This window comes from Actinospineispora acaciae DSM 45401 (assembly GCF_000620785.1).
Classification (GTDB): domain Bacteria; phylum Actinomycetota; class Actinomycetes; order Mycobacteriales; family Pseudonocardiaceae; genus Pseudonocardia; species Pseudonocardia acaciae.
In genome coordinates, this window is the sequence record NZ_JIAI01000004.1 from 96,456 (window position 1) to 121,237 (window position 24,782).

Annotated in this window: 27 protein-coding genes; 10 read left to right on the forward strand and 17 right to left on the reverse strand. The window is 73.5% G+C overall.

Annotation, left to right across the window (positions count from 1 at the left end; translation table 11 throughout):
* Window positions 1-4: 4 nt before the first annotated feature.
* The 8 genes from N912_RS0120535 to N912_RS0120570 are packed head-to-tail and all read right to left on the reverse strand — an operon-like array spanning window position 5 to window position 8,401.
* Entirely contained in the window at window positions 5-1,471 is a 1,467-nt protein-coding gene (locus N912_RS0120535) for an aldehyde dehydrogenase family protein (RefSeq protein WP_028923880.1), read from the reverse strand.
* Window positions 1,468-2,580, reverse strand: coding sequence for a zinc-binding dehydrogenase (locus tag N912_RS0120540; RefSeq protein WP_028923881.1), 1,113 nt, complete (start codon window positions 2,578-2,580; stop codon window positions 1,468-1,470). Before N912_RS0120540 ends, N912_RS0120535 begins: the two co-directional genes overlap by 4 nt.
* Complete coding sequence (locus N912_RS0120545; protein WP_028923882.1) at window positions 2,573-3,547, reverse strand: dihydrodipicolinate synthase family protein; 975 nt, start codon at window positions 3,545-3,547, stop codon at window positions 2,573-2,575. The genes N912_RS0120540 and N912_RS0120545 overlap by 8 nt, the downstream gene beginning before the upstream one ends.
* The gene (locus N912_RS53390; protein WP_051580512.1) at window positions 3,531-4,040 is read right to left on the reverse strand and encodes a VOC family protein; all 510 of its coding nucleotides are present in this window, start codon (window positions 4,038-4,040) and stop codon (window positions 3,531-3,533) included. The genes N912_RS0120545 and N912_RS53390 overlap by 17 nt, the downstream gene beginning before the upstream one ends.
* Window positions 4,037-5,077 (reverse strand): ABC transporter permease, encoded by a 1,041-nt coding sequence (locus tag N912_RS0120555; protein ID WP_028923883.1) that lies wholly within the window; start codon window positions 5,075-5,077, stop codon window positions 4,037-4,039. The genes N912_RS53390 and N912_RS0120555 overlap by 4 nt, the downstream gene beginning before the upstream one ends.
* Window positions 5,074-6,528 (reverse strand): sugar ABC transporter ATP-binding protein, encoded by a 1,455-nt coding sequence (locus tag N912_RS53395; protein WP_037065782.1) that lies wholly within the window; start codon window positions 6,526-6,528, stop codon window positions 5,074-5,076. Before N912_RS53395 ends, N912_RS0120555 begins: the two co-directional genes overlap by 4 nt.
* Window positions 6,528-7,274, reverse strand: a complete 747-nt coding sequence (locus tag N912_RS0120565) for an SDR family NAD(P)-dependent oxidoreductase (RefSeq protein WP_028923884.1) — start codon at window positions 7,272-7,274, stop codon at window positions 6,528-6,530. The genes N912_RS53395 and N912_RS0120565 overlap by 1 nt, the downstream gene beginning before the upstream one ends.
* Window positions 7,274-8,401: a sugar ABC transporter substrate-binding protein gene (locus N912_RS0120570; protein WP_028923885.1), complete on the reverse strand. Its 1,128-nt coding sequence runs from the start codon at window positions 8,399-8,401 to the stop codon at window positions 7,274-7,276. Before N912_RS0120570 ends, N912_RS0120565 begins: the two co-directional genes overlap by 1 nt.
* A gap of 102 nt (window positions 8,402-8,503) precedes the next feature.
* On the opposite strand from N912_RS0120570, the gene N912_RS0120575 reads away from it, so the two are divergent.
* Entirely contained in the window at window positions 8,504-9,400 is an 897-nt protein-coding gene (locus N912_RS0120575) for a LysR family transcriptional regulator (RefSeq protein ID WP_028923886.1), read from the forward strand.
* Between the two features lie 20 nt (window positions 9,401-9,420).
* Here the strand turns inward: N912_RS0120575 and N912_RS0120580 are convergent, their stop codons facing one another.
* Window positions 9,421-9,972 (reverse strand): cysteine dioxygenase family protein, encoded by a 552-nt coding sequence (locus tag N912_RS0120580; RefSeq protein ID WP_028923887.1) that lies wholly within the window; start codon window positions 9,970-9,972, stop codon window positions 9,421-9,423.
* Between the two features lie 132 nt (window positions 9,973-10,104).
* The gene (locus N912_RS53400; protein WP_051580513.1) at window positions 10,105-11,043 is read right to left on the reverse strand and encodes a LysR family transcriptional regulator; all 939 of its coding nucleotides are present in this window, start codon (window positions 11,041-11,043) and stop codon (window positions 10,105-10,107) included.
* Between the two features lie 155 nt (window positions 11,044-11,198).
* Between N912_RS53400 and N912_RS53405 the strand changes: the two genes are divergently transcribed.
* The gene (locus tag N912_RS53405) at window positions 11,199-12,524 is read left to right on the forward strand and encodes an MFS transporter (RefSeq protein WP_037065784.1); all 1,326 of its coding nucleotides are present in this window, start codon (window positions 11,199-11,201) and stop codon (window positions 12,522-12,524) included.
* A gap of 11 nt (window positions 12,525-12,535) precedes the next feature.
* Here the strand turns inward: N912_RS53405 and N912_RS60530 are convergent, their stop codons facing one another.
* Complete coding sequence (locus tag N912_RS60530; protein WP_169747917.1) at window positions 12,536-13,276, reverse strand: GntR family transcriptional regulator; 741 nt, start codon at window positions 13,274-13,276, stop codon at window positions 12,536-12,538.
* Between the two features lie 145 nt (window positions 13,277-13,421).
* Here N912_RS60530 and N912_RS0120600 point away from each other — a divergent pair, with 145 nt between their 5' ends.
* From N912_RS0120600 to N912_RS53415, 4 genes are read left to right on the forward strand one after another with little or no spacing between them, the layout of a single operon-like run.
* On the forward strand, window positions 13,422-14,936 hold the full coding sequence (locus N912_RS0120600) for a class I adenylate-forming enzyme family protein (RefSeq protein ID WP_028923888.1): 1,515 nt from the start codon (window positions 13,422-13,424) through the stop codon (window positions 14,934-14,936).
* Between the two features lie 26 nt (window positions 14,937-14,962).
* A complete protein-coding gene (locus tag N912_RS0120605; protein ID WP_028923889.1) occupies window positions 14,963-15,385 on the forward strand; it encodes a PaaI family thioesterase in 423 nt (140 codons plus the stop codon).
* A 9-nt stretch (window positions 15,386-15,394) separates the two neighbouring features.
* Window positions 15,395-16,405 carry a zinc-binding dehydrogenase gene (locus N912_RS0120610; protein ID WP_028923890.1) on the forward strand — a complete coding sequence of 337 codons (1,011 nt, stop codon included), beginning with the start codon at window positions 15,395-15,397 and terminating at the stop codon, window positions 16,403-16,405.
* Between the two features lie 3 nt (window positions 16,406-16,408).
* The gene (locus tag N912_RS53415; RefSeq protein ID WP_051580515.1) at window positions 16,409-17,080 is read left to right on the forward strand and encodes a VOC family protein; all 672 of its coding nucleotides are present in this window, start codon (window positions 16,409-16,411) and stop codon (window positions 17,078-17,080) included.
* Here the strand turns inward: N912_RS53415 and N912_RS53420 are convergent.
* Genes N912_RS53420 through N912_RS53425 form a run of 4 tightly spaced genes read right to left on the reverse strand, consistent with a single transcriptional unit; the run spans window position 17,067 to window position 20,839 of the window.
* Complete coding sequence (locus N912_RS53420; RefSeq protein ID WP_051580516.1) at window positions 17,067-18,260, reverse strand: FAD-dependent oxidoreductase; 1,194 nt, start codon at window positions 18,258-18,260, stop codon at window positions 17,067-17,069. The two genes, N912_RS53415 and N912_RS53420, sit on opposite strands and share 14 nt — an antisense overlap.
* A 1-nt stretch (window position 18,261) precedes the next feature.
* A complete protein-coding gene (locus N912_RS0120625) occupies window positions 18,262-19,029 on the reverse strand; it encodes an amino acid ABC transporter ATP-binding protein (protein WP_028923891.1) in 768 nt (255 codons plus the stop codon).
* Window positions 19,026-19,937 (reverse strand): amino acid ABC transporter permease, encoded by a 912-nt coding sequence (locus tag N912_RS0120630; protein WP_028923892.1) that lies wholly within the window; start codon window positions 19,935-19,937, stop codon window positions 19,026-19,028. Before N912_RS0120630 ends, N912_RS0120625 begins: the two co-directional genes overlap by 4 nt.
* A 5-nt stretch (window positions 19,938-19,942) precedes the next feature.
* On the reverse strand, window positions 19,943-20,839 hold the full coding sequence (locus N912_RS53425; protein ID WP_169747919.1) for a transporter substrate-binding domain-containing protein: 897 nt from the start codon (window positions 20,837-20,839) through the stop codon (window positions 19,943-19,945).
* An 81-nt stretch (window positions 20,840-20,920) separates the two neighbouring features.
* On the opposite strand from N912_RS53425, the gene N912_RS53430 reads away from it, so the two are divergent.
* Complete coding sequence (locus N912_RS53430; protein ID WP_037065785.1) at window positions 20,921-21,844, forward strand: MurR/RpiR family transcriptional regulator; 924 nt, start codon at window positions 20,921-20,923, stop codon at window positions 21,842-21,844.
* Here the strand turns inward: N912_RS53430 and N912_RS0120645 are convergent.
* Window positions 21,828-22,406: a TetR/AcrR family transcriptional regulator gene (locus N912_RS0120645; RefSeq protein WP_028923893.1), complete on the reverse strand. Its 579-nt coding sequence runs from the start codon at window positions 22,404-22,406 to the stop codon at window positions 21,828-21,830. The genes N912_RS53430 and N912_RS0120645 overlap by 17 nt on opposite strands.
* Window positions 22,407-22,491: 85 nt before the next feature.
* Here N912_RS0120645 and N912_RS0120650 point away from each other — a divergent pair, with 85 nt between their 5' ends.
* Entirely contained in the window at window positions 22,492-22,863 is a 372-nt protein-coding gene (locus N912_RS0120650; protein ID WP_028923894.1) for a DUF4267 domain-containing protein, read from the forward strand.
* Window positions 22,864-22,887: 24 nt separating this feature from the next.
* Here the strand turns inward: N912_RS0120650 and N912_RS0120655 are convergent, their stop codons facing one another.
* The gene (locus N912_RS0120655; RefSeq protein WP_028923895.1) at window positions 22,888-23,562 is read right to left on the reverse strand and encodes a TetR/AcrR family transcriptional regulator; all 675 of its coding nucleotides are present in this window, start codon (window positions 23,560-23,562) and stop codon (window positions 22,888-22,890) included.
* Window positions 23,563-23,620: 58 nt separating this feature from the next.
* Between N912_RS0120655 and N912_RS0120660 the strand changes: the two genes are divergently transcribed.
* Window positions 23,621-24,103 (forward strand): quercetin 2,3-dioxygenase, encoded by a 483-nt coding sequence (locus N912_RS0120660; protein WP_028923896.1) that lies wholly within the window; start codon window positions 23,621-23,623, stop codon window positions 24,101-24,103.
* Between the two features lie 251 nt (window positions 24,104-24,354).
* Window positions 24,355-24,711: a hypothetical protein gene (locus N912_RS0120665; protein WP_156993812.1), complete on the forward strand. Its 357-nt coding sequence runs from the start codon at window positions 24,355-24,357 to the stop codon at window positions 24,709-24,711.
* Window positions 24,712-24,782: the final 71 nt, after the last annotated feature.

Genomic DNA, 24,782 nt, shown 5'->3' on the forward strand with positions numbered 1-24,782 from the left:
TGGTTCAGTTGTCGAGGCGAACGGTGATCGTCTTGGTTTCGAGGAACTCCGCTATCCCCTCTCGTCCGCCCTCGCGGCCCAGCCCGGAGGCCTTGTAGCCGCCGAACGGCGTGCCGGGGGTGAACACGAACGGTCCGTTGATGCCGACGGTGCCGGTGCGCAGCCGCCGCCCGACCCGCAGCGCGCGGGCCAGGTCGCCGGTGTAGACGCCGGCCGAGAGCCCGTACGGCGAGTCGTTGGCCAGCCGCACCGCGTCGTCCTCGTCGTCGAACGGGATCACCGCGAGCACCGGGCCGAAGACCTCCTCGCGGGCCAGCGGGGCGCGCGCATCCACGTCGGCGAGCAGCGTCGGCTCGACCCAGTTGCCGCCGGCCGCGGCGCCGGCCGGTCGCGCGGCGCCGCCGCCGGTGACCAGCCGGGCGCCGCCGTGCACCGCGGCATCCACCAGGGACAGCACGCGGCGGGCCGAGGGCGGGGTGATGATCGGGGCGGAGGTGGTGGCCGGGTCGCAGGGGTCGCCGTAGCGGACCTCGGCGGTCTGGGCGCGGGCGGCGTCGAGGAACGCGTCGTAGACGCCGCGCTGCACCAGCGAGCGGGTCTGCGTCGAGCACACCTGCCCGGACAGGCCCATGGTGACCAGGCTCATCGCCGTGCGGGCGGCGGCGTCGAGGTCGGGCACGTCGTCGAAGACGATGCTGGGGCTCTTGCCGCCCAGCTCCAGCGCGACGCCCCTGGTGCCGGCGCCGGCGACCACCCGCTCGCCGATCTCGCGGCGCCCGGTGAAGGTGATCTTGTCGAGGCCGGGGTGCGCGGCGAGCGCGGCTCCCGTCTCGCCGAGGCCGGTCACCAGGTTGAACACGCCGGGCGGCAGGTCCAGCTCGGCGATCAGCTCGGCGTAGCGGTGGGCCACGCCGGAGGCGAACTCGGACGGCTTGATCACGACGGTGCAGCCGGCGGCGAGCACGGGGGCGATCTTCTGGGCGAACTGCAGCACCGGCCCGTTGAACGGGGTGATCGCCCCGACCACGCCGACCGGCTCCCTGAGCACGAGCGCCTGGGTGGGCGTGTGCGCGCTGAACGGCGCGGGCGCGTCGCCGCCGAGCTTGTCGATCCAGCCGACGTGGTACTCGACGATGTCGGCGGCCAGGTGCGCGGACATCCGGTACGAGGCGCCGAAGCCGATCGGGATGCCGTTGTCGCGGGTCTGCAGCCGGTGCAGCTCGTCGGCGTGCCGGCGCAGCAGGTCGGCCAGCGGCCGCAGCGCGAGCTTGCGCTCCCGGGGCGCCAGGTGCGGCCACGGGCCCTCGTCGAAGGCGCGGCGGGCGGCCCGCACCGCGCCGTCGACATCGGCGGCGGACGCGACCGGGACCGTGAAGTCCGCGCGGCCGGTCGCGGGGTCGACGTGCCGCCAGCCGTCCTCGGGCTCGCGCTCGCGCCACCGCCCGCCGATGAACATCCGGATGCCGCTCACGGCGTGACGCTCACGCGCGCGACGTCGCCCCGGTCGGCGGCGAGGAAAGCCTCGTTGATCTCCGCCAGCGGGAACGACCGACCGGTCACCGCGTCCCACGGGTAGTCGTCCCTGGTGCGCGAGAGCAGCCCGAGCGCGCTCGCCAGGTGCGCCGGCTCGTAGTAGAAGTTCGCGTGCACCGTCGCGTTGCGGAAGACCAGCTCGCTGACGTCGACCGGCACCGTCACGCCCGGGTGCAGGTTGCCGATCTCCAGGTACCGCCCGGTACGTCCGAGCATCGCTATCCCTTCGTTGAATGCCGACGGATGCCCGGCGACGTCGACGACCACGTCCGCGCCCCATCCGCCGGTCAGCTCCCTGACCAGGGCGGCCCTCGTGGCCGGGTCGGGCAGCTCGGCGAGGCCGATGGTGCGGTCGGCGCCGAACCGCCGCGCCAGCTCCAGCCGCTCCGCCCTGCCGTCCACCACGATCACCTGCCCGGCGCCCAGCTCGCGGGCGACCGCCGTGGCGTACAGGCCGAGCCCGCCCGCGCCCTGGATCACCACCTGCTCGCCGATCCCCAGGCCCACCTGGTCGAACCCGCCGACGACCTGGCTGAGCGCGCAGTTGACACCGGCGACCACGGCGTCCGCCAGGTTGTCCGGCACCCGGAACAGCGATGTCCCCGGCCGCAGGTAGTAGTAGTCGCCGAACGCGCCGTTGAAGTGGGGCGGCCGCGAGCACGGCTCACGCAGGTAGCCGCGCGCGTCCGGGCAGGCCCTGCTGACGCCGCGCAGGCAGGCGCGGCACCGGCCGCACGGGGTGAAGTAGCGGAACACCACCCGGTCGCCCTCCGCCAGCGGCGCGCCCGCGCTGTCGCGTCCCGCCCCGGCGCCCAGCGCGGCCACCACCCCGGTCATCTCGTGCCCGAGCACCTGCGGGTACGGCCGGCCGAGGCGCGCGATGTCGAACTCGCCGCGCCACTGGTGCAGGTCCGTCCCGCAGACGTTGGCCACCGTCATCCGCACCAGGGCGGCGCCCGGCTCCGGCGAGGGCACCGGGTACTCCCTGATCTCCATCGGCCGTCCCGGCCCGAGGAACGCCGCCAGCCGCCCGCTCGGCCTAGGCACGGGCCGCCCCCGCCCGTTCCGGGTCCGGCGTCCCGGTCGCGTCCCAGCCGTAGGGCTCCTCGTCGAGCACCCCGCACTCGGCCAGCCGCGCCCGCAGCGCCTCCTTCGCCGCCGGCTCCAGCGCGAGGATCGGCAGCCGCGCCCCGCCGACCGGGCGGCCCATGATCTCCATGGCCGCCTTGATCGTGGCCGGGTAGCCGGGCCGCAGCAGGAACCACAGCCGGGAGATCCGGTGCTGCAGCGGCAGCGCGGCCGCGTAGTCGCCCTTCGAGACCGCCTGGTACAGCGACCGCAGCAGCCGGGGCGCCACCATGCCGCACGCCGAGAACGAGCCCGCGCCGCCGACCGCCATGTTCGGCAGCAGGTACTCGATCCCGGTGAACACCGAGAAGTCCGGCCGCAGGCCCGAGGTGACCCGGCACAGCTCGGTGAAGTCCTGCATGTCGTAGCCCGCGTCCTTGACGCCCAGGTAGTTCGGCAGCCGCTCGATCAGCCGCGCGGCCAGCCCGGCGTCGACCGTGACCTGCATCGCGTCCGGGTAGCTGTAGGTCAGCAGGTCGATGTCGATCGCCTGCCCGACGGCGGCGAAGTGCGCCTCCAGCGCCGCCGGCACCGGCCGCCAGTGGTACGGGGTGGCGACCACGACGCCGGCCGCCCCCACCCGCTGGGCGTGCCGGGACAGCTCGATCACCTGGTCGGTGCCCGGACAGCTGGTGTGGATGGTGACCGGGACGTCGCCGGCCACCGCCGCCACGGTCAGCCGGGCGAGCTCGGTGCGCTCCTCGACCGTCAGGTTGAGCGACTCGGCCAGGTGCATGGGCCAGCACAGCGCCGAGACGCCGGAGTCGACCATGAAGCGGACGTGCTTGACGAACGTCTCGGCGTCGATCTCCAGGTCGTCGTCGTAGGGCGTCAGCGGGGTGCCGAAGTAGCCGACGAACCGGCCCGCGCTACCGAACAGCCCCATCGGTCCCCTCCCCCGGCCAGACGTAGGTGGGCGGCTCGACGTCGCCGGAGTACGTCTCGATCACGACGCCGCCGAGCACGCCCTCGGCCTCCAGGTACTGGTACTCCAGGTTGGCGCCGACGCTGCCGCCCATCGAGATCGCCATCCCGGCGCCGGTCAGGCGCTGGTTCAGCGCGGCCGAGCCGTCCGGCGCGTCGCACAGGATGTGGTGGATGCCCTCGCCGTGCGCGGCCAGGAACTCCTTGTAGATGCTCGGGCCCTCCAGCGGCTCGATCAGCTCGTAGTCGATGCCGCCCACGGTGGTGACGGCGATCCGCATCGAGTACGGGCTGGGCCGGCCGTGCAGGTGGGTGTGGTGGTGCCGGTCGCCGTCCAGCACGAACACCGACCACGGGCCCCAGCCCAGCGTGCGGTGGTACTCCTCCATCGTGGCGCGCATGTCGCGCACGACCACGCCGATCTGCGCGATCCGCGCCCGTTGCTCCTGGCTCACCGGGTTTCCTTCCTGTCGTTGCTCCGGGCTCGCCGCCACGCCCTGATGCGGGCGGCGTAGCCGGAGAGGATCACGGACAGCAGCAGCGCCGCGCCGTTGAACACGTACTCGACCCAGGACGCCACGCCGAGCTGCTGCAGCCCGGTGACGCCGGCGGCCAGCACGTACACCGCGATCACGGTCCCCCAGACGTTGAACCGCCCCGGGGTGACGGTGGTGGCTCCGAGGAACGCGCCGGCGTACGCGGGCAGCAGGTAGGACGGCCCGACCAGGGGCTGTCCGCTGCCCAGCTCGGCGGCCATCGCCACGCCGGTCGCGGCCGCGAGGCAGCCGCAGGTGACGAACGCGAACACGACCATGCGGTGGGTGCGCACCCCGGACAGCCGCGCGGCGTCCCGGTTCCCGCCGGTGGCGAGCAGGCGCCGGCCCAGCGCGGTGCGGGCGAGCACGAACCACAGCAGCACCGCGACCGCCAGCGCGTAGATCGTCACCAGCGAGACCTTGCCCACCGCGCCCTGGCCGGCGTCCAGGAACGCGGCCGGCAGGTCGCCCTGGACGACCTGGCCGCCGGAGTAGGCCAGCGCGACGCCGCCGAGCAGGGTCTGGGTGCCGAGCGTGGCGATGAACGAGCTGACCCCGAACCGGGTGATGAGGATCGCGTTGAAGACGCCGACCAGCCCGCCGACTCCGACCGCGACCAGCACCGCCGGCACCACGCCCAGCCCGGAGCGCACCAGCAGCCCGACCACCAGGAGCTGGCAGAAGCCGAAGGTGGCCGCGACCGACAGGTCGAACTCGCCGACCAGCAGCGGCACCAGCACGGCCAGCGCGAGCAGCAGCGTGATCGCCTGGTTGCCCAGGATGGACGTGGCGTTCTGCCAGGTCGGGTAGGTCTGCGGGCGCAGCATCGAGAACACCGCGACGACCAGCACGAAGACGCCGAGCAGGGCGTAGCGGGAGACCAGGTCGCCGAGGCGCCGGGCGGGCTCGGCGGCCTCGCGCGCGGGTGCGGCGGTGGACGTCACCGTCTGGCTCATGTGGGGACCACCCCCATCACGGCCGACCCGACCCGGTCGGCGGTGACCTCCCCCTCGGCCAGGTGCGCGCGCACGCCGCCGCGACCGAACACCAGTACCCGGTCCGACATCTCGCAGATCTCCTCCTCGTCCGATGAGGCGAGCACGACGGCCAGCCCGCGAGCGCGGGCGTCGTCGACCAGGCGGTAGAACTCCGCCCGCGCCCCGACGTCGACCCCGGCGGTCGGCTCCTCCAGCAGCAGCACCCTCGGCGCGGCCTCCAGCGCCCGGGCCAGCGCGATCTTCTGCGCGTTCCCGCCGCTCAGCGTCCCGACCAGGCTCGCCGAACCGCCCGCGACGATCCCGTACCGCTCGATCAGCGCCCGGGCCAGCGCACGTTCGCGCCGGGGCGACACCCACCGGCGCACCGGGTTGATCAGCAGGTTCTCCGCCACGGTCAGGCCCCGGGCCAGCGACAGCCCCCGGTCGCCGCCGACGTAGGCCACGCCGGCGCGCAGGGCGTCGGCGGGCGCGGCGGCGCGGTAGTCGACGCCGCCGACCTGGACGGCCCCGGTCCAGCCGAGCAGCCCGTACAGCGCGCGCCCCAGCGCCTCCTGCCCGGCGCCGCGCAGGCCCGCGCAGCCGATCACCTCGCCCGCGCGCACCTGGACGTCCAGCGGGCCGACCCCGCCCGCGACCAGCCCCTGTACCCGCAGCGCGACCCCGTCCCCGGCGAGTTTCGGGGCCGCCCGGGGCCCGCGCGCCACGGCCGCGCCGATGATGCTCGCGGCGAGCTGGGCCTCGGTGGCCTCCTCCGGCCGCACGGTCAGCTCCGCGACACCGCCGCGCAGCACGGTGATGCGATCGGCCAGTGCGCGCACCTCGGGCAGCCGGTGGCTCACGTACAGCACCCCGACGCCCCGGTCGCGCAGCCGCCGCAGCGCGCCGAACAGCCGCTCGACGTCGGCGGCGGGCAGGCTCGCGGTCGGCTCGTCCAGCACCACCGCCCGGGCGTCGAGGTGCAGCGCGCGGGCCACCGCGACCAGCGTCCGGTCGCTGACCGGCAGCTCGGACACCAGCGTGCGCGGGTCGAGTGTGACGCCGAGCGCGGCCAGGCTGGCGGCGGTCTCGCGGTGCAGCCGCCGGTCGGCGACCAGGCCCCGCCCGGAACCGAACCCGGCGACCAGGCCGAAGTTGTCCGCCACGCTCATCGCCTCCACCAGCCCGAGGTCCTGGTGGATGAACGCGATCCGGTCACGGCGGCGCCGCAGCGGCTCACCGGCGATCTCGATCGCGCCGCCGTCCGGCTCGTGCAACCCGGCGAGGATCTTGATGAACGTCGACTTGCCGGCGCCGTTTCGGCCCACCAGCGCGTGGATCTCCCCCGCCCGCACCCGCAGGTCCAGCCCGGCCAGCGCCCGGGTGGCGCCGAAGTCCTTGACCACCCGGCGCGCGTCGATCAGCGGCGGCATCAGTGCATCACCATCCCGCCGGAGACGTTGAGCGCCTCGCCGGTGATCTCGGCGGCGTCCTGCGACGCCAGGAACAGCACGGCCGCCGCGACCGCCGCCGCCGGCTGGAACCGCCGCAGCGGCACCTCGGCCAGCCAGGCGTCGCGGACCTCGCGCTCGCTGCGCCCGCTCGCCCGTGCCTGCGCGCCGAGCTGCTCGGCGACCAGCTCGGTCTCGACGATGCCCGGGCACACGCAGTTGACCCGCACGGCCGGCGCCAGCTCCAGCGCGAGCGCCCGGCTGAAGTTGACCTGAGCCGCCTTGGCCGCGCAGTAGTGCGCGATGTTCGCCACCCCGCGCTTGCCGGCCTGCGAGGCGACGTTCACGATCACGCCGCCCTCCGGGGCCAGCGCCGCGAACGCGCGGCAGCACAGGAACGTGCCCTTGACGTTGACGCCGACGACCCGATCGAAGTCCGCCTCGGCCATCCCCGCCACCGGGGCCACCGTCGACACCCCCGCGTTGTTGACCAGCACGTCCACCCGCCCGAACCGCTCGACGGCGAACCCCATGGCCCCCGCGACCTGGTCGGCGTCGGTCACGTCGCAGGCCACCGGGACGATCCGGTCGGCGCTCGGCGCGTCGGCCGCGAGGTCGGCCGCCAGGACGTGCGCCCCGGCGTCGGCGAACGCGCGCGCGATCTCCCTGCCCAGCCCCCGCGCGGCGCCGGTCACCAGCGCCACCCGGCCGTCGAAGCGCGCGGCCATCAGGCGCCGGTCCAGATCCGCCGGTAGTTCGCGCGGAAGTCCAGCCTGGCGAGGTCCTCCACGGTCCCGGCGGCGGGGCAGGTCTGGGGCGTGGCCAGGAAGTGCGGCACGTAGTTCGCGTCGACCGGCGGCGCGCCCTCCACCACCCGCAGCAACTGGTCCACCCCGGCCCAGGCGTGCCAGCTCACCAGCGAGGCGCCCAGCACGTCGACGTCCCCGTTGCGGCAGTTCCTGGTCTGCTGCGCCTGGCTCTCGAAGTCCGCCAGCTTGACGTCGTCGCGCCGCAGCGCGCGCAACGCGGGCACGGTGAACGACTCGGTCGCGCCGTACGGGGAGACGACGTACCGCAGCCTCGGGCCGAACCGGTCGCCGGCCGCCTTGATGATCTGCCCGATGCGCGGCGAGAGCGCCTCGGTGTACACGATCTGCTGCTCGTCGAGGACCCGGCAGCCCGGGCACCGGCGCAGCTCGGCGACCAGCGCGTCGGAGCGCTCCTTCACCCCGGCGAACTCGTCGTTGCGGATCACGAACACCTCGGCCCTGCCGCCGCTGTCCTTCGCGATCCACTTCGCCACCGCCGCGCCCTGCGCCGCCCACGGCAGCGGCGCGACCGCGGCCACCAGCGGGTCCGCCGCGCTGGTGTCCGACTCGCTCACGAACGGGATCCGCCGCTGCCTGGCCAGCTCCAGCGCCGGGCGGATCAGCGCGGGCGGCACCGACACGGCCATGATCCCGGCCACGTTCGCCGACACCGCGCTGCGCACGCACTGGTCGTAGCCGGCCGGATCGCCCCGCCCGTCGCAGACCTGGGCGGTCCACCCCAGCGCCCGCACCGCCTCGACGGCCTGGCCGACCGCCAGCGAGGTGCCGTCGGACGCCTGGCTGGACGAGATGATCGCGATGTTCCGGCCGGGCGTCGGCCTCGGCGCCCGCTCCGGACCCGGCCAGCCCTGCGAGGGTGGGGTCAGCAACTGCCGCAGATCGCCCTCGATCGACGCCAGGTACGCCTCGGAACCGGGCGCGGCGGCCGCGCCGCCCGCGCCGTCCGCCTCGCCGCCGCAGCCCGACAGCAACGCGCCCACGACACACGCCAACGCCATGGCGCGCACCAGGATGGGTCCGTTCATCGCTCCGCCTCCTCCGGCACCGGGCGTCGTTGCCGTGCCGCCAGGAAAGGCTGCGTCCATCGCACCGGCGACGTCCAAGACCTGTGGCTATAGCCTGCTGGCATGGACGCCGACCTGCGTCACCTGCGCTACTTCGTCGCCGTCGCGCAACGGCTGAGCTTCAGCCGCGCCGCCGAGGAGCTGCACATCGCGCAACCGTCGCTGAGCAAGCAGATCCGCCAGCTCGAACGCAACCTGCGCATCCAGCTGTTCCGCCGCACCAGCCGCCGCGTCGAGCTGACCAACGCCGGCGCGCTGCTGCTGCGTGACGCGCAGACCCTCCTGGACGCCTGGGCGACGACCCTGACGTCGGTGCGCGAGGTCGCCGCCGTCGAGAGCCAGGTGCTGCGCGTCGGCTTCGTCGCCAGCGCCGCGAACGAGATGACGCCGACCATCCTGCGGATGTTCGCCGAGCGCCACCCCGGCTGGCGCGTCGAGATGAGCCAGACCGACTGGCAGGACCCGACCGCCGGCCTGGCCGGCGGCGCCGTCGACGTCGCCCTGCTCCGCCTGCCGGTCCCGCTGGACGACACGTTCACCAGCCACGTCCTGCTGGAGGAGCCGCGCTGCGTCGCGCTCGCCAGCTCACACCCACTCGCGACCAGCGACCTGATCCGCCTCGACCAGCTCCTCGACGAACCGTTCGTGGCACCACCCGAGGAGTCCGGCGCCTGGCGGGACTACTGCCTCGCCGCCGACCAGCGCGGCGGCCACCCGATCCGCATCGGCGCCGTCGCCAAACGCCCCGACGAGTGGCTGATCGCGATCGCCAACGGCCTCGGGATCGCCTTCACCCCGCTCGCCACCGCCCGCTACTACCAACGCCCCGACATCGCCTACCGTCCCGTCGACGGCGTCAGCGGCAGCAAGGTAGCCGTCGTCTGGCCGAAGGACACGACATCGGCGACCGCCCTCGGGTTCGTGCGCGCCTGCGCCGAGGCGGCGGACCGACCCACGTAACCGTCCCCACCCCGAGCGCTTCAGGCTCGTGTGACGGGGTTGTCGTAGACCCGGCGCACGCTGCTGCCCAGTGCGGCGATGTCCGCTCCGTAGATGTGCAGCGAGATGGTGAGTGCGTCCGAGGAGTTGGCGACGCGGTGGATGTCGCCGGGGGGTGCCAGCGCGGACACGTCGCCGGGGTGGTTGGTGACCTCGGCGGTGGGGACGAGGTGCGGGGTGGCCAAGGGGTCGGTGCGCAGTTCGTAGCGCTGCTCGTGTTCCTGGCCCTCGGCCACGCCCGCGACGCACCACGCGCGGTGGTCGTGGATGGGGGTGCACTGTCCGGGCAGCCACACCAGGGCCACGACGGAGAAGCTGCCGTCGTCCTCGACGTGGATGAGGTGCTGGACGTAGTGGTCCGGGCTCGCCCGCCGGTACCGCTCGGGCAGCGGACGGCCCTCGGTGAGGTAGCCGGACAGCCGCGCGGCGACGACGTCGGCGGTGTCGGCCGGGGACAGCCCGCGCCGGACGGCGGCGCGGACGGGGGCGATCAGCGGTGTCAGCTCGGTGACCTCGAAGGTGTGCGTCGACATGGGTCTGGTCCTTGTCCGAAAGGGCTGGCAAGGGCCGCGGCGGATGCCAGGGTGTCGACCGCGACCCTCCGCCGAGTGTGTGCCGCCCCATGCATCGGCACCAGACCGCGGAACCTTGGACACATCCAAGGGCTAGTTATAGGTCGGGGTCCCGTGGACGCCCGGGCGACCGGGTCGGAGCTGGGTCGAGGTGTGACGCAGCGCCGCGAGCATGGTCGCGGTGGCGGGGACGTGCAGGTACTCGGGCAGGGTGTAGGCGGCCACGGCACGGTGGACCGCCGGGCGCAGCGGGCGCGCGACCAGCCGGGGGTGCCGCAGGAAGGACAGGACCAGGCTCGGCATCACCGCGATGCCCGAACCCGCGACCACCAGGCTCTGCATCGCCAGGTTGTCGTCGGTGGTGAACGCGATGTCCGGGGTGAAGCCGGCGCCCGCGCACGCCTCGACGAACGTGGCGCGGCACCGGGGGCAGCCGGCGATCCAGGTCTCGTCGGCCAGTTCGCCCACTTCCAGTGCCCGCCGGCGGGTCAGCGGGTGGCTGGCCGGCAGCACCACCACCATCTCGTCGTCCAGCAGCGGCGTGACCGCGAGATCCTCGCGTTCGGTCGGCGCGGACAGGTCGTAGCTGAAGGCGAGCGCGATCTCGCAGTCGCCGGCCGGCACCATCGCCAGCGAGTCCGGGGGCTCGGCCTCCAGCAGCTGAACCCGGATGCCCGGGTTGGTGGCCCGCAGGTGGGTGACGGCCGAGGCGACGATGGTGGCGCAGGCGCTCGGGAAGGTGCACAACCGCACCCGGCCCGCGGCCAGGCGCCTGATCGCGGCCACCTGCTGGGCCGCGGACCGCAGGTCGCCCAGGATGACCTCGGCGTGGCGGGAGAGCAGCTCGCCGGCCTCGGTCAGCCGCAGGGTGCGCCCGGACCGGGTGAACAGCGGCGTGCCCACGGCGCGTTCGAGGGACCGCATCTGCTGGCTGACGGCCGGTTGGGTGCAGCCAAGCGACCGGGCCGCCGCCGAGTACGAGCCCGAGCGCACGACCTCGTGGAACGTCTGGATGTGCCGCGAGTCCAACATCGGCCAACTATAAGAAGTTCAATGGGTTTCTCCCAGGGTTCACCGCCAGGCTTGGAGGCTGATTAGACTATTGACCTACTCAGGGTTCCTTCCTAGGGTCGCTGCATCCGGTCGGGTGCGCCATTGACCCCGGTGCCGGCGTCGAAGGAGTCCGCATGGCGCAGTCCGTGGAACCACCCCGGCCAGCGGGTCGGCTGCTGCTCGCCACGACGGTCGGCAACCTCGTCGAGTGGTTCGACTACCTGGCCTACGCGTACGTCGCCTCGGTGCTGGCGACGCTGTTCTTCCCCTCGGCGGACCCGAACGCGGCGCTGCTCGCGACCTTCGCGGTGTACGGCGTGAGCTATGTGGTCCGGCCGCTGGCCAGTCCGTTCTGGGGGACGCTCGGCGATCGGCTGGGCCGGCGCAACGTGCTCACCATCGTCATCGTCCTCATGGGAGCGGCGACGTTCGCCGTCGGCCTGCTGCCGACCTACAGCCAGGTCGGCCTGCTCGCGCCTGCCCTGCTCATCGTGTGCCGCGTCCTGCAGGGGTTCGCCGCGACCGGCGAGTGGGTCGGGTCGCTGTCGTTCCTCCTGGAGTCCACCTCGGGGCGCCGGCGCGGGCTGCTCTGCGGCGTCAACACGGCCGCGACGGTGCTTCCCGGCGCGGTGGTGGCGCTGTTCCTGCTCGCCCTGCGCCTGACGCTGTCCCCGGAGGCCTACCTCGCGTGGGGCTGGCGGACCCCGTTCCTGATCGGCGGCGTGCTCGCCCTGGTGGGTTTCTACATCCGCAACCGGTTCGACGAGAGCCCGGCGTTCCGCGAGATCGCGCGGGCCAACGCCGTCGAGAAGGCCCCGGTGCGCCGCGCCCTGAGGGAGTTTCCACGGCAGATCATCTCGGTTTTCGCCGTCGGCGCACTGATGTCGCTGTCGACGTACACGATCCTCACCTATATCCCGACGTTCCTTTCCGAGACCGTCGGGTTCAGCCCGAACAGCGCGCTGCTGTCCAGCAGCGTCGCCACGATCGTGCTCTCGGTGCTCATCCCGCTGTTCGGCAGGGTGTCGGACCGATGGGGCCGCCGGCCCGTCCTCATGATCGGCGCGGCGGCGCTGGCGGTGCTCAGCGTGCCGGCGTTCCTGCTGCTCTCCAGCGGCTCCATGCTCGGCGCCGGCGCCGGTCTCGGGCTGCTGCTGCTCGGGACGGCGATCACGCTCGGCGGTGGCGGGGCGGTCATGGTGGAGGCCTTCCCGACCAGGGTCCGCTACACCGGCAGCGCGCTGAGCCAGACGGCGTCCTACACCCTCTTCGGCGGCACCGCGGCGTTCGTCAGCCAGGCCCTCGCCTCCGGCACCGGGCACCCGGTGGCGCCCGCCGTCTACATCACGGTGGTCGCGGTGGCGGTGCTGCTGACCGTCGCCTTCGTCGTCCCGGAGACGTCCCGGCTGCCGCTGCACGGCGCGGAGGCGGACGTTCGGTCGCCGGCCGGTGTGGACTGACTACCCGCGATCTACCCGCGATACGGCGCCATTCCGCCGTCGGTCACGGCGTAGTCGCGCATCAGGGTGTACGCCCGGGTGAGCTGGTCGCGCATGAGCTCCCGCGCCGCGGCGGGGTCACCGGCGGTGACGGCGCGGGCGATGGCCACGTGGTCGTCGGTCATCTCGCCGAGCGTGGACAGGTCGTAGGTGACGAGGGTGAGCACCCGCTGCAGCTCGTCGTGCACCGAGTCGATCGCGGCGGCGAGGCGGCCGTTGCCGGACAGCGCGGCGATCTCATGGTGAAAGTCGTGGTTGAGGTCCGCGTGCCGCTGTCCCCGGTCCGGGGACGGGTCGGTCGCGAACGGCAGCGTCGAGCCGGCGAGCTCGAGCAGGCGCGCGGGGTCGGCGAGCCCCCGGGCGATCCTGTCGGTGGCGAGCTCGGCGGCGAGGGGTTCGAGCGCGATCCTGATCTGGAAGACCTCGTCGTAGTCGCGCAGCCCCACCCCGGCCACGATGTAGCCGACCCTCGGCACGCTGCGGACCAGGCCGGTGCGGCGCAACCGCTGCAGCGCCTCGCGGGCCGGCCCCCGGCTCACCCCGAAACGCTCCGCGAGCGCGCCCTCGACCAGGATCTCCTCGGCGGCGACGCGACCGCTCAGCACGTCGGCCTTGATCGACTCGAAGACCCAGTCGGCGATGCCCTGACCGGGCGCGCGCTCGGGGCGGGTGAGTCCCTGTCCGGCAGGCCGGGACGGCGCCGCCTTGCTCATGATGCCTCCCTCGAGTCGGTCGGCGGCCATTCTCCCAGCAGTTCGGTGCACTCGGACGCCGTGCTTGACCGGTCTCTGACTATACAAGTAACTTATTCAGTATTCCCGTGTGATCGGTCCCGCCGTTGAACGCGAAAGGTGGCCTGTGCGCGACGCCCAGAACCTCGGCGATGTCGTTGCCGCTCACGACGAGGATTCGTCCACGGTCGCCGTCGTCGACCTGCGCAACCCCGAGGAGCCCGTCCAGGTCACCCACCGCGACCTGGCCAGGATGGCCGGGGGTGTGGCCGCGCACCTGGCCGGCCGTGGCCTACGCCCCGGCGAGCGGGTGGGCATCCTCGCGCTCAACCGCGTCGAGTACCTCGCGGCCTACTTCGGCGCCATGCTGGCCGGCGGGGTCGCCGTACCGCTGAGCATCAAGCTGCCGGCCGAGTCGCTCGCCTACATCATCGACGACGCCGGGCTCCGCCTGGCCTTCGTCGACGCCGGCCGCCGCCACCTCGTGCCACCGGGCCTGGACGTGGTGGACTTCGACGACCCCGGTCCCGACGGGTTCGCGGCCTCGGTCGTGGCCCAGGAGTTCGCGGCCGTCGAACCGCCGGACGGCGCCGAGGCCGAGCTGCTCTACACCTCCGGGTCCAGCGGCCGGCCCAAGGGCGTGTCGCTGACCCACGCCGGGCAGCTCTGGGCACTGCGCACGATGGCGGCGACCCGCCCGGCGCAGCGCCACACCCAGATCCTCGCGCAGCCGCTGTTCCACATGAACGGGCTGGTCACGGTCGCGCTCGCGCTGCTGTCCGCCGACACGGTCATCCTCCAGCCCGCCTTCGCGGCCGGCCCCTACGCGGCCGCCATCGAGCACTACGCCGTCGACACGGTGGCCGCCGTACCCACGATGTGGGTGCGGACGCTGCGGGAGGCCGAGGCCGGCCGCGCCGACCTGTCCTCCGTGCGCACCCTCACCCTGGGTTCGGCCCCGACCAGCGACGAGCTGATCGCGCGGACCCGGGCGCTGCTGCCGGAATGCCGGGTCTCCCTCTCCTACGGGACGACCGAGGCGGGCCCGGCCGTATTCGGACCGCACCCGGACGGCCTGCCCACCCCGCCGCGCGCCCTGGGCTACCCGCTGCCCGGCAGCGATCTGCGGCTGGTCGACGGGCCCTCGCCCGACGAGGGCGTCCTGCTCATGCGCAACCCGGCGGTCATGCGCGGCTACCACAACCTGCCCGAGCGCACCTCGGCCGTCGTCCGCGACGACTGGTACACCAGCGGCGACGTCATGCGGCGCGACGAGGACGGCTTCTACACCTTCGTCGGGCGGGCCGACGACATGTTCGTCTGCGCCGGCGAGAACATCTACCCCGGCGAGGTCGAGCGGCTGCTCGAGCGCAACCCCGCCGTTCACCAGGCCGCCGTGGTGTCGCTGCCCGACCCCGAGCGGGGCCGGATCCCGGTGGCGTTCGTGGTCCCGGTCGACGACCGCCCGCTCGACGCCGCCTCGGTCAAGGAGCACGCGCTGCGCCACGGCGCGCCGCACCTGCATCCGCGCCGGGTCAGCTTCCGGCCCGACCTGCCCCTCGCCGGCACGAACAAGACCGACCGAAACGCCCTGGCGCAACTGGCGATCGAGCTGGAACGAACCCACGGGTGGTCACCGTGACCAGACGACCTACGGAGGATGCCGCCGTGAACCCGCCCGAGCTGACCACGACGACATTGCAGGGCTGGCTGGATGGCTCGCCGTTCATCGCCTTCCTCGGCATCACCTGCGAGAAGCTCGACCGCGACCGGCAGCGGGTGACGCTGCGCATGCCGATGCGGCCACAGCTTCGCCGCGACGAGGGCTCGGGCTGGTTCCACGGCGGGCCGATCGCCTCGCTCATCGACATCGCCGGCGACTTCGCGGTCGCCCTCGCGACCGGGGGCGGGGTGCCGACCGTCAACTTCCGGGTCGACTACCTGCGGCCCAGTACCGGGGACGCGCTGGTGGCCACCGCGACGGTCCGCCGCGCCGGGCGCACCGTCGCCGTCGCGGATGTCGACGTGCACGACGAACAGGGCCGGCTCACGGCCGTGGGGCGCGGCACCTACTCGACGACACCCGGTTAGGAGCAGACCATGAAGGCCCACGTCCTGCACTCCCACGGGACCGTCCGTGACCTGCGCTTCGAGCGGTCGTGGCCGGACCCCACGCCGCACGAGGGCAGCGTGGTCATCGCCGTGAAGGCATGCTCGCTCAACTACCACGACATCTTCACCATGCGCGGCATGCCGGGCATCAAGGTCCCGATGCCGATCATCATGGGCATCGACATGGCCGGTGACGTCGTCGCCGTCGGCCCGGGTGTCACCGACTTCAAGCCGGGCGACCGGGTGCTCGTCGACCCGCTGGACCGCCGGCGGAACAAGCTGATCGGCGAGATGATGGACGGCGGTCTCGCGGAGTACTGCGAGGTCGGCGCGCACACCCTCATCCCGCTGCCCGACCAGGTCTCCTATGCCGACGCCGCCGCCCTTCCGGTCGCCTACGGCACCGCGTACCGCATGATGGTGACCCGGGGCCGGGTGGCGCGGGACGAGAAGGTGCTGATCCTCGGCGCCTCGGGCGGGGTCGGCACCTGCTGCGTCCAACTGGCCCGGCTCGCGGGCGCCCACGTCGCCGTCGCGGCCTCCACCGACGAGAAGCTGGCCCGGCTCAAGGAGATGGGCGCCGACGAAGGCATCAACTACACGACCGAGAAGCTCACGCACGCCGTCCACGAGCGGTATGGCAAGCCCAGGGTCTGGGGCGACGGCGGCGTCGACGTCGTCGTCAACTTCACCGGTGGCGACACCTGGGTGCCGACGCTGCGGTGCCTGCACAACAACGGCCGGGTCCTCACCTGCGGAGCGACCGCGGGCTACGACCCCAAGACCGACCTGCGGTTCATCTGGACGTTCGAGCTCAACGTCATCGGCTCGAACGGATGGAACCGCGAGGACCTGCACGCGCTGCTCGACCTGATCGGCGACGGGCGGCTGACCCCCACCATCGACTCGACGTTCCCGCTGCACCGGGCCGACGAGGCGCTCACCCTGCTCGAACAGCGCGGCGTGGTCGGCAAGATCATCGTCGCGCCGGGAACCTGAGCCATGACCCGCGTGGACCATCTGCTCGTCGCCGTCACCGACGTGCCCGCCGCGGCCGCGCGGTGGACGCGGGCCGGGCTGCGCGCCGAGCTGGGTGGACACCATCCCGCCGGGACCAGCAACGCGCTCGTCCGAGGACCCGAGCCGGCCTACATCGAGCTGATCGGCGCGGATCCGGCCGCCACCAGCCCGAACGCCCGGCGGGTGCGGGCCAGCCCCGGCCCGCTGTCATGGGCGATCGCCGTCGACGACATCGATGCGACGCGGGCCGAGGTCATCGCCGCCGGCCACACCCCGGGCGATGTCCAGGAAGGGGCTCGCACCACACCCGACGGCGAGCACCTGTCCTGGCGGACCTGCGAGCTCGGACCGGGCGCCCTGCATCCCTACCTGCCGTTCCTCATCGACTGGCGCACGCCGCTGCCGGCCGGACCGCCCGACGGACCCCGCCTTCGCGCGGTCGTCCTCGCGGTCCCCGAGCCCGAACCGCTCGCCGAGCTGCTCAGCGGATGCGGCCTGCGTCGCCGCCGCGCCCCAGGTGTTCACCTCGGCGACGGCCGGGTGGACGTCGAACTGCGGGAGGGCCCCGGCCGGCTGGTCCGCGCCGAGGTCGAGCTTCCCGCGACGCACGCCGGCCCGACGGTCCTCGACGGCCTCGACGTCACGGTCCGGTAAGCGTCGGCCACGACCCGGTGGCCGTGGCGCCGAGGCGGTCGAGGGTGAAGGGCCGCAGCGGGTACGGGCGGTCACCGTCGAGCACCCAGGTGGTGAGCGCCTCGGCGACGGCGGGGGCCAGGGCGAAGCCGTGCCCGCTCCAGCCGGCGGCCACCACGACCGAGGGCAGGCCGGGCAGGGTGTCGATCACGGGGATCAGGTCGATCGTGCTGGTGTCGGCCCGGCTGTTGTCCACGGCCAGGACCTCCGCCCCGGCCAGGGCGGGCAGGGTCGCGGCCAGGTCGGCGAGGGTAGTGCGGAGCACGTCCGGATCGGTCGTCCCGACCCCCGCGACGGGATCCCAGCCGCCGGGCCGTCCGCCGGAGAGCATCACCGCGCCGTCGTCGGTGACCTTCACCGACAGCGACCGGCGGCCGTGGCCGAGCTGGTGGTTGAGCACGAACCCGGGTGGGGCGGTGACGAAGGTGATCTGGGTCGCCTTCTCCCACAGGTGCAGCGTGACCCCGACGGCGTCCCTGAGCAGGCGCGGCGTGGACCGGTTGGCCGCGAGGACCACGCCGCGGCCGGCGCGCAGCCGCTCCCCGGTGGCCAGCTCCAGCGTGACCGCGGCGCCGTCCGCGTCCGGCGCGAGCCCCGCCACGGTGGTGTGTTCGACGACGGCGGCGCCGAGCCCCTCGGCCGCCTTCGCGAACGCCCTGGTCGTGGCCGGGTGGTCGGCGGTGCCGTCGTGCGGGGTGTAGAGGGCGTACCGCACGTCGTCGGCGATGCCGGGCTGCATCTCGTCCAGGCGGTCCCGCTCGACGATCTCGGACGGCACGCCCGCCGCCCGCTGCGCCTGCGCCCTGGCCGCCAGGCTCTGCCAGCCGGCGACGCCGGCGATCTCGACGTCGTAGAGGTTGAGCAGGCCGTTGCGTCGATAGCCGGTGGCGGCGCCGAGCAGGCCGTCCAGCTCGGGCCACAGCTCCAGCGCCCGGCGCGCGAGGGGCAGCTCGCGCAGGTCACGGCCCCCGGCCCGGACGCCCCGACGGCCCGGACCGCCGGACGCACCGCAGGCCAGCTCCCGCGCCTCCAGCAGCGTCACCTCGGCGCCGCGGCGCGCGAGGTTCCACGCCGTCGCGGCACCCACCACGCCCCCACCGACGACCACGTACTCCACGGACCGCACCGGTACACCCTCCATCTCAGCCGACCCTTTCGAGGAAACGTTGCGTGCGTTCGTGCCGGGGCGCGTCGAGCACCCGGGCGGCCGGCCCGTGCTCCACGATCCGTCCCCGGTCCATGAACACCACGGTGTCCGCGACCTGGCGCGCGAAGCCCATCTCGTGGGTGACGACCAGCATCGTCATCTCGATCTTCGCCAGGTCCCTGAGCACCGCGAGCACCTCGCCGACCAGCTCGGGATCCAGCGCGCTGGTCGGCTCGTCGCAGAGCATCAGCTTCGGCCGCATGCACAGGGCGCGCGCGATCGCCACCCGCTGCTGCTGCCCGCCCGAGAGCTGGGCGGGGTAGGCCGCGTGCTTGTCCGCGAGGCCGACCCTGCCGAGCAGCTCCTCGGCCCGAGCGACGGCCTCACCGCGCGGCACCCGCTGCACGCGGATCGGCGCCTCGACCAGGTTCTGCAACACCGTGAGGTGGCCGAACAGGTTGAACTGCTGGAACACCATGCCGATGCGTCGGCGCGCGATCCGGGTTTCCCTCGCCGTCGCCTCGACCAGGTCGCGGCCGCGCCGGCGGTAGCCGACCAGCTCCCCGTCCACCGCGATCGTGCCGGCCTGGATGTTCTCCAGGTGGTTGATGCAGCGCAGCAGGGTGCTCTTCCCGGACCCGGACGGTCCGATCAGGCAGACGACCTCGCCTGGTTCCACCACCAGGTCCACGTCGCACAGCACGTGCAGGGAGCCGTAGAGCTTGTGCACGCCACGCATCTCGACCGCCGGGCGCGCGCTCATCGCCCGGCCTCCAGCGCGAGCTGGGACAGCCTGCGGGAGCCGGCCGCCGACGCGCCGGCCCGGCCCCGGTTGAAGTACCGCTCGACGTAGCGCTGCGCGACGGTGAGCACCGCGGTGAGCACCAGGTACCAGAAGGTGACGACCAGCAGCAGCGGGATCGTCTCGAAGGTGCGGGCGTAGATGATCTGGGCGCTGTAGAGCAGCTCGGGCATGGAGATCACGCTGACGATCGAGGTCGTCTTCACCACGTTGACGAACTGGTTGGTCAGCGGCGGGACGATGGCGCGCATGGCCTGCGGCAGGATGATCCGCCGCATCATCAGCCAGCCCGGCATGGCCAGCGCCTCGGCGGCCTCGCGCTGGCCGTGGTCCACCGAGATCAGCCCGGCGCGGAAGATCTCCGCGCAGTACGCCGACTCGTGCAGCGTGAGCCCGATGATCGCGGCGCCGGTCACCGTGACGACGGTGTTGGTCGCCACCGACACGAGGTCCGGGCCGGACGGGATGCCCAGCGCGAGCCTCGGGTACAGCGCCGCCAGGTTGTAGAGCAGCAGGAGCAGCACCAGCAGCGGGGTCGCGCGGAACAGCCAGATGTAGGCGAGCGAGATCGCGTTGAGCACCTTGTTCGACGACTGCCGCATCATCGCCAGCGCGACGCCGACCACGATGGACAGCGCCATCACGACCACTGCCAGCTCGACGGTCCGCACCAGCCCGGCGAGGATCGCGGGGCCGAACACGTAGCGGCCGAACGTCGCCCACGCGAAGTTCTCGTTGGTGACCGCCGAGACCAGCAGCACCGCGACGGCGAGCGCCACCAGCACGCCGGCGACCCAGTCCCCGTACCTCCTCCTGGACAGGATCCGCGCCGGGAGCTCGGTGGCGCCGGCGGCCGGAGTGTCAGTCATCACCGTCATGACCTTCCGTCGAGGATGTCGGTGTGGTCGAGCTCGTTGTCCCGCAGGCCCCACTTGTCGAGGATCGCCAGGTAGGTCCCGTCCGCCATCAGCCGCCGCACCGCCTCGTGGACCGGGCCGGTCAGCGGCGAGCCCTTGGCGAAACCGGCGGCCACCAGCGCCCGCTTGTAGCGGCCGGCCAGCCGGAACAGGCCCGGCGACTTCGCCGCCACGTACTGGGTGAGCGAGATCGAGAAGTAGAGGACCTCGATGCGGTCGGCGCGCAGGGCCAGCGCCGCGGCGGTCCCGGTGGGATACAGGCGCAGCTGCCAGTCCGGGCGGCCGGCCCTGGCGCAGGTGTCGGCCGCCTGGTCCAGCTGGCCCTGCTGCACGGACCCGACCACCACGCCGACGACGCGGCCACACAGGTCCGGGTAGGAGTGGACGGCGAAGTCCGTGTCGCTCCTGGCCAGGAAGCCCTGCCCGCCGTTGTAGTAGGTGACGAAGTCGGCCTTCTTCTGGCGCTCCGCCGTCGGGCTCAGCGAGGCCAGGATCATGTCGTAGCGCCCGGCGGCCAGGCCGGGCACGATGGCGTCGAGGCTGGTGGGGACCGGCTCCGCAGGCAGGCAGAGCACGTCGGCGATCGCCTGGCTCATGTCCCGGTCGAAGCCGACGATCGTCGCGTCGTCCTCGGCGTGGTAGCCCATCGGCGGGCTGTCCGGCACCATGCCGACCAGGACGCCGCCGCGCTCGCGCACCGCCGGGGGCACCGCCGCCGCCAACGCCGGATCGCACCGCCCGTGCGGGCGCTCGACCAGCGCCGGGTCCGGGGCGGCGGACGAACCCAGCGCGCACCCCGACATCGTCAGCGCCAGGACCAGCGACCACGCGGTCAACCTCACGGTGGGCGTCACGCCCTCACCTCCGCCGCGTCGCACCATCGCCTGCGATGTAGTGTGTACTGCATGAAACCGAGAACGTCTAGTGGCCACTAGATGACGTCCGACCTGACGAAGCGGATCGCCCAGCTCCGGGACCAGCTCGGCGACGGCGGGCTCCGCGTGGTCGACTTCCTCGCCCTGCACCCGACCGAGGCCTCGGTCTTCTCCGCGCGGGAGATCGCGGACCGGGCCGGCGTGAGCGACGCGACAGTCGTGCGCACCGTCAAACAGCTGGGCTACAGCGGGCTCGCCGAGATGCGCCGGGCGGCCGCCGCCATGCTCAACCCGGTGCGCGACCCCGAGCAGACCCTGGCCGAGCACCTGGTCCGCTCCGACGACGGCGGCCGGTTGCTCGACCGCATCGGCCTGGACGCCGCCCAGCTCGCCCGCGCCCTGCCGCGCGCCGTGCCGGCCGAGGTCTTCGAGACCGCCACCCGGATCCTCGCCGACGCCGGGCACGCCCTGATCGTCGGCTACGGATCGGCACAGCCCGTGGCCGACGCCCTGGCCCTCGGCCTGCGGCGCATCGGACGAACGGCCAGCGCCACCAGCCTGACCGGCTACAACTTCGCCGACGAACTGGGCCAGCTGAGCGCGGCGTCGGCGCTCGTGCTGGTCGCGCCGCTGCGCCACGTGCGCGAGCACGACGTGGCGATCAGCGAGGCGGCCCGCGCCGGATGCCCCGTCGTCGTGATCACCGAGGTGCTGGCCAGCCACTTCGCCGACCGGGTGGAGACCATCCTGGTCACCCCGTCCACCGAGAACACGCTGACCGGACCGCCCGTCGTGCAGCTCATGCTCGTCGACGCGCTACTGCTCGCCGTCGCCGCCACCGACCCGGACCGGGCACTCGAAGGCTGGCGGACGACCAACCGCCTGCGCACCGAGATCGTCGGCGGCAACATGGACGTGCCGTTGAACCGCTCCAACGCCGCGCGGGTCACCCGCGCACAACCGGACGCTACGCGCGGCCGGTGAAGCGGGCGAGGAGCAGCGCGAGCCTGGTGTCGCGCTGCGCGGCGGGCAGCCGGGCGCTTCGGGTGAGCGTGGTCAGGCCGTGCAGGGCGGCCCAGAACGTCTCCGTCAGCAGCGCCGGGTCGTCGTCGCCCGCGTGCGGCCGGACCGCCGTGGCAAGCTCGCCGAACCCCGCGTGCAGCGCGGCCGGCGCCTCGGGGGTGGCGAACGGCAGGGTGACGGCCTGCCGGAACATCGCGTCGTAGAGGGCGGGGCGCCGGTCGGCGAAGTCCGTGTAGGCGCGGGCGACCGCGGCGAGAGCGGCGTCCGCGTCCGAGGCCGCCGTCCGGGCGGCCCGCAGCTCCGTGGCCAGCTCGGCGAAGCCCTCCAGCGCGACGGCGGCCACGATCGCATCCTTGCCGTCGAAGTGGCTATAGAGCACCGGCTGGCTGTACTCGACCTTCTCCGCGAGCCGCCGGGTCGTCACCGCGTCCCAGCCCTCGGCCTCGGCGAGCTCGCGGGCCGCGATGACGATCAGCTTTTCCCGCTCCGCGCGCTCGCGCTCCCTGCGCGCCTGAATAGACATACCCCGACTCTAGCAGTGCTAGACAGCCTAGCGATGCACTGATAGTGTCGCTCGTGTTCCTAGCATCGCTAGCCAAGGAGTTCGGATGCTGACGTACGCCGCCTACGGTCTCGCCATCGCGTTGAACCTGATGTTGCTGTTGGTCGGGCTTCGGTTCCTGTTCGTCCCGGTCCCGGCGGCCGCCGGGTACGGGGTGCCGGCGAATGCCGACGGCGACCCCGCCTACCTCACGATCAAGGGCCTGCGCGACGGCGGCTACGGCCTGCTCGGCCTGGCCCTGCTGGCCTTCGTCGACCCCATGGCCTCGGCGTTGTTCATGCTGGTGCTCGCCCCCATACCCCTCGGCGACATGTTCGTCGTGCTCCGCCACGGCGGGACCAGGGCGACCGCGTTCGGGATCCACCTCACCACGGCCGTCGTGATGCTCGTCAGCGCCGCCCTGCTCTTCGCGGTCTGAGCGGTCCGAGCGGACTCAGCGCGGTCACCCGCCGCCGGGCGCGTCGACCCCCGGGCCGAGCAGCGCGACCCGCATCTGGGTGGCCAGCCAGCCGCGGTAGTCGACCTCGGGCCAGCCCCGCCGCAGCACCAGTGCGTCGTAGTGCGCCGGGTCGTTGAACAGCCAGAGCGCGTCGACGGCGCGGTCGAAGTCCAGGCCGGTGCGCAGTGGACCGGTCTCGACCACCCGCCGCACCACCATCGCGGCGCCCGCCCGGCGGTTCGCCGTCAACGTCGTCCAGAGCTCGGCGCAGTCGGCGGAGTCGCCCGCGGCGCGCCGGACGACCTCGAACAGCCGCGCGGCGCGCCCGGCGATGAGCGTGCACACGCCGGCGTAGGCGTCGAGCACCCCGGCCGGGTCGGTCGCCTCCCAGACCGGGGCGAACCAGGGCCGCTGGGCCACCGGCACCGGTTCGTCGTCGCCGGCCAGCGCCTCGTCGAGAACCTGGCGCAGCAGGGCCGGCTTCGAGCCGAAGGCGGCCGCCACCGTCGGCCGCGCGACCCCGGCCAGCTCGGCGATCTCGCGCAGCGAGGCCGCCGCGTAACCGCGCTCGGTCAACAACACGGTGGCCGAGGCGACGATCGCCCGTCGGGTCCGCTCGGCCGCCTCCGCCCGGGTCGGCGAGTGGTAGGCGCGGCGCCCGCCATTGACTTTCGGCATAACTTCACCATACTTGCGTCTATCCGATAGACAGCGGATATCCAAAACTGGAGCGGCCATGACCACGAACGGCCCCTATCTTCTCCAAGACGGCGAAGGCGACGCGTTGTGGTTCCTGGGCAGCCTGGCCACCGTCAAGGCCAGCGGCGCGCAGACCGGCGGGCGCCTCACGGTCGTCGAGTTCCTCAACCCGCCCGGCTTCGCCCCGCCACTGCACCGCCACCTGCGCGAGGACGAGGCCTTCTACGTCCTCGCCGGCACCGCCACGTTCCACTGCGACGGCCAGGCACTCCGCGCCGGACCCGGCGACTTCGTCCTGCTGCCGGTGAACCGCCCCCACACGTTCCTGGTCGGCCCGCACGAGCCGCTGCGCGCCCTGCAGATCACCAGCCCCGGAGGCTTCGAGCGGTTCGCCGCCGAGGTCGCGGTCCCGGCAGCCGAGCGCCGGCTGCCCGACCCCACCCCGGTCGACCCGGCCGCACTCGGCCACGCCGCCGCACGGCACGCGGTGGAGATCCTCGGGCCGCCGCCGTCCCGCTGACCGGCGGAGTCCTCCGAGCTTCTCCCTCGGTGACGGTTGGCCTTCCGGTTGAGGGCTTGGTGCCCTGGTCGCGCGGTGACATCGGGCGAAGGTCATGAGCCACGCACGCGAGGGACGGGCAGGCGTGGTGATCGGCGCCGGGCGCGATGGGAGCGACGCGATGAGTCAGGTCGAGGATCGCACCGAGGTGCTCGTCGAGGCCGTCAGGTCCGCGTTGCGGGCGCCGTCGGGCGACCGCGGTGCGGGTGTGCATGGCACAGGCCGTACGCGAGGGCGCATGGCTGCGGCAGGTCACCGGGCCGGCCCTGAAGCGCCGCCTGTCCGACGCGCTCGACGCCGCCGCCCGCGAACAACAGCGCTCCCCCGGCTACGCCGCCGAGCTGCAACTGTGGACCCGCCGCTACGCCGGCAGCCAGGCCGGGATCACCCCGGACAGCGTCGCCACCCCGCCGGTCGGCCTGGTCGGCGCGTCGCCGCCGCGGCCGACGAGCTCGCCCCGACGCCTCGGCGCGAGCTCAGCTCGGTGCTCCTGTACCTGTGACGGGGCGCCCCGTCGAGGCGACCGGATGGGGCCCTTGGACCTTGGGTGCGGGTGCCGGCTGCCCTAGGCCGCTGCCGGCCCGCGCGGCCACGCTGGGCGGGAGCCCCGGACGGCACCGGGGCGGAAGGAGACCGCAGC